The 3,773-nt window shown below is 66.6% G+C and carries 4 protein-coding genes; all 4 read right to left on the reverse strand.

Annotated features, from left to right (window positions below):
- The coding region (locus K2X24_RS11590) for a molybdopterin-dependent oxidoreductase (protein WP_292498066.1) at positions 1-786 on the reverse strand (786 nt) is incomplete at its 3' end.
- A 78-nt stretch (positions 787-864) separates the two neighbouring features.
- Positions 865-1,953: a beta-propeller fold lactonase family protein gene (locus K2X24_RS11595; RefSeq protein ID WP_292498068.1), complete on the reverse strand. Its 1,089-nt coding sequence runs from the start codon at positions 1,951-1,953 to the stop codon at positions 865-867.
- A gap of 80 nt (positions 1,954-2,033) precedes the next feature.
- The gene (locus K2X24_RS11600) at positions 2,034-2,372 is read right to left on the reverse strand and encodes a cytochrome c (protein WP_012752399.1); all 339 of its coding nucleotides are present in this window, start codon (positions 2,370-2,372) and stop codon (positions 2,034-2,036) included.
- Positions 2,373-2,383: 11 nt separating this feature from the next.
- Positions 2,384-3,607: a molybdopterin-dependent oxidoreductase gene (locus tag K2X24_RS11605; protein WP_292498072.1), complete on the reverse strand. Its 1,224-nt coding sequence runs from the start codon at positions 3,605-3,607 to the stop codon at positions 2,384-2,386.
- Positions 3,608-3,773 lie beyond the last annotated feature (166 nt).

A 3,773-nucleotide genomic window follows, 5' to 3' on the forward strand; every position in this document is an offset into this window, starting at 1 on the left:
CTTCAACGCCGCGCCGCGGGCGGGCTCGCAGATCGCGCTGTTCAACGGCATCGCCTCGATGGTGATGCCGTGGGCCGGGTCGGCGGTCTCGGCCGTCACGTCGGGCGGAAACAGCTTGTAGTCGTCGGCCTGCATCGGGTTGTCGGAAGGCCGGTCCTGAACCGAGATGCGGGCGAGCCACTTCGGGCTGCGGATACCGGCAAATCCTGGAACGACCACGCGCAACGGATGGCCGTGCTCGGGGGCGAGAGGCTCGCCGTTCATCGCGAAAGCGAGCAGCGTCTCGGGGGCCAGCGCCTTGGCGAGCGGGATCGAGGCACCGAAGCGCGTGTCCGTGTCCGCGATCCGGTCGTGGCTCTCGAAGGCGACGTGGCGCTCATCATCCGCATCGATGCCGGCCGCGCGCAGCACGTCGGCGAGCCGCACGCCGGTCCATTCCGCATTACCGATGGCACCGGGCGCCCACGGGTCGCCGGAGACCGGCGCCACGGCCAGCATGTCGGCCCGGCGGTTGCCGGCGCATTGCATCACCGCCGTGACGGTGACGGGCGCGAAGCGTTCTTTGAGATCGGCGAGGGAGAGGTCGAGGGGCGTCGCGACCATTCCGTCGACGGTCAGGCGGTAGCCGTCGGCGTCGAGGTCCGGGATGTCGCCGTGGCTGCGGACGTAGAAGTCGGCTTGATCAGTCAGGAAGGCGGCCCGCAGGCGATCGAGCGGCGGCTCGGCGTTGTAGGGCGCCTTTCCGTGGACGATGAGGCGGTCCTTGCGCTGGAACAGGCCGAGCATGGGGTCTTTGTCCTGCGTTCGCGACGTGTCGAGATCGAGAACGCGCCGGGCGCCGAAAGGCACCCGGCGCGCGACGCTTCACGGCTTCATCGTCGAAACCACCGCGTTCTTCGCGCGGTCGACCACGGCCACGCTGAGGTCGCGGTTGAGGACGTACGCGTGGGCGTTGTCACTGGAGAATGCGATCGCCTGGCGCGGTTCGTTCAGCCCGGTCACCGTGGCGACGACCTTGAGGCTGCCGGTGTCGATCACCGACAAGGAGTTGTCCTTGAGGTTGCCCGAATAGACGAAGCGCCCGTCCGGGGTCAGCGCCGCCCCATAGGGGTCCTTGCCCACCGCGACTTCAGAGGTGACCTTGCGGGCGGCGACATCGACCACGCCGATGGTGTTGCGGCCGCTGTTGGCGGCAAACAGCGTCTTGCCGTCCTTGGTGATCGAGATGGCGCGCAGCTTTTCGAACCCGACGATCTCGCCGGTGATCTTGTTGGTGGCGGTGTCGACCAACGTGATCTTGTCGCCGAGGAAGTTCGTCACGAACACGGTCTTGCCGTCCGGCGACAGCTTCACGCCCTGGCGCGGCTGCGCGAAGCCGGGGATCACGGCGTCTGCCAGCAGGGTCTTGGTGTCGAACACGGTCAGCGTGCTCGCGGCCTCGTTGTTGACGTAGAGCTTTGTCCCGTCGGCCGAGAGCACCGTGCCGAACGCACCGGGGCCCGCGGCAAGAACGCCGGCTTCTTTGCCGGTGCCGGTCTCGTAGACCGTGATCCGGCCCGTGCCGCTGTCGGAGACGTAGAAGCGGGCGCCGTCCGGCGCGAACACGATGTTGCGCGGCGTGACGAAGCCGTCGAGGCGGCGCAGCACCGTGCCCTTGGCGACGTCGTAGACGATGACGGCGCTCTCCTCGCTGTTCGACACCGCGGCGACCGTGCCGGCGGCGTTCAAGGCGAGCGCGTTGTTCTTGATTGCGCCGTCGAAGCCGGCGGCGAATCCAGGTTGGTTCTGGGTGAGAAGCAAGGCAGCTCCGGCGAGGAGGGCGCGGAGGCTGGTGCGGACGTCAGTCATGAAGCGTGTCTCTCGGGCATGCGCCCTCGTTCGGCGGCCTGGGGCCGGCCGTGCGGGCGAGTTCGAAATCGGATTGCGTCGTGCGGGACCGGTCAGGCCGTGCATCGCCTTAGGGAGATGCCAGCGAGGGCGGTCTATTCCCCGAGGCCGACGAAAAAAGCACGGCGGCCTCGGGATTCGAGGGTTCAGGGCGTGGGCTTCAACGCCGTGAGGTAGTCGACGATGGTCTGCACATCGGCCTGATCGACCGGCGCTTTGTAGACGTGGACCATCTTGTTCACGGTCTCGGTCCACTGCGCCTTCGTGAGCTTGGGCTGGGTCAGCACCATCCCGGCCGAGTGGCAGGCGAGGCAATTGTTATTGACCGCCTCGGCTCCCGGCCCGTCCGGAAAGATCCGGTCGGACGTCGGAAATTCGATCGATTGCGAGCTGAAGCGCATCGGCTCGGGAGCAGGCGCCGCGAGCGCCACCAGGGGAGACAGGATGAGCGCGGTGATGAGGGCCGCAGGGCGGATCGTGTTCATGGCTGTTCTCCTCAAGCGGCCTGGAAGGACACGGTCTCGATGCCGTTCTGCATGAAGCCGTTGGCGTTCCAGACCCGGTCCATGCCTTGCGCGACGCCCTTGGTGTTTGTGCAGCGGACCTTGACCGTATGGGTCCCGGCAGCAAGCGCCGGCAGGCTGCCGTCGAAGCGGCGGAAGCTGTAGGGGCCCTCGTCCGCCCCGAGTTGCGCCGGGACCCACGTCGCTCCGCCGTCTCCAGACACCTCGACCTTCTTCACCCCACAATCGCCGCCGAAGGCGATGCCGCGGATGGCCACCGGCGTTCCGGCCGCCACCCTGGCGCCGTCCTGCAGATTGGTGACGAACGAGCGCGGCACCATCCTGTTGATCGGCACTGTCTTGAAGCCGGTCTGGCCGGGCTTGATGTTAGCGCCCGGCACATCGGGGATGCGATAGGCGGTCTTCATCCAATATTGTTCGTCGGGCTTGTCCAGGACCTCGATGTCGGACAGCATCTTCACCCAATAAGTCGAGTACCAGCCCGGCACCACGAGCCGGAGCGGGAAGCCGTTAAGCAGCGGCAATTGCTCGCCATTCATCGCGTAGGCGATCATCACCTCGCCATTGCTTGCGTGATCGAGATCGAGCGATTTCTTGAAGTCGGGCGCGTCGTCGACCACCGGCGCGTCGAGGCCGTCGAAGCGCACCTGCACGGCACCGGCCTTCACCCCGGCCTGTTCGAGCACATCCTTGAGGCGTACGCCGGTCCATTTGGCGTTGCCCATCGAGCCGTTAGCCCATTGCGCGCCGGGCACTCGCGGCTCGAACAGCCCGCGCGAATTGCCCGAGCACTGGTTGACCGCGGCGATCTCGAAGCGCGGCAGGCCGGCGATGGCGTCGAGGGAGAGCGAGAGTTCCTTCTCCACATGGCCGTGGACCTTGAGCCGGAAGGTGCCGGCATTTACCTCGGTCGGGATCGAGGCCCAGTGCCAGCGCACGTAGAAGCGGTCGTTGGGGGTGAACACGCCCTCGTCGAACACCGAAAACGGCGTCTCCAGCAGCGGAGGATGAGTACGCTGCAGGATCATCTCGCCCTTGCCCGGAAAGGCGGTGGTCAGCGCCCGCTCGTCCGGGCCGCCCGGCAGAGGCAGCTTCACCGAGCCCGCGGCCCAGGCCGGCAGTGCGGCGCCGAGGCTGCCGAGCCCGAGTCCACCCAGGACGAGGCGGCGGTTCGTCGGTCTGTCCAATCCGTGCATGGTCTCTCCCCTTGAAGAATGTTGGCATCGATGCGTTCGAGGGCATCGAGCCCCGTGGCGATTCCTCGCGACAAGGGAGATGCTACGGAAAGCGATTTATTCCCTCCAACGGTCTTTCGCGATGCGAACGATCTCCCGGTGCGATGATTCGAGAATTTTCAATCTC

Origin of the sequence: Methylobacterium sp. (assembly GCF_019750675.1) — a bacterium.
Taxonomy (GTDB): domain Bacteria; phylum Pseudomonadota; class Alphaproteobacteria; order Rhizobiales; family Beijerinckiaceae; genus Methylobacterium.

Bases quoted from the DNA above. Each gene is read 5' to 3' on its own strand.
- K2X24_RS11595 (WP_292498068.1), bottom strand. From the start codon at position 1,953: ATGCACGGCCTGACCGGTCCCGCACGACGCAATCCGATTTCGAACTCG.
- K2X24_RS11600 (WP_012752399.1), bottom strand. From the start codon at position 2,372: ATGAACACGATCCGCCCTGCGGCCCTCATCACCGCGCTCATCCTGTCT.
- K2X24_RS11605 (WP_292498072.1), bottom strand. From the start codon at position 3,607: ATGCACGGATTGGACAGACCGACGAACCGCCGCCTCGTCCTGGGTGGA.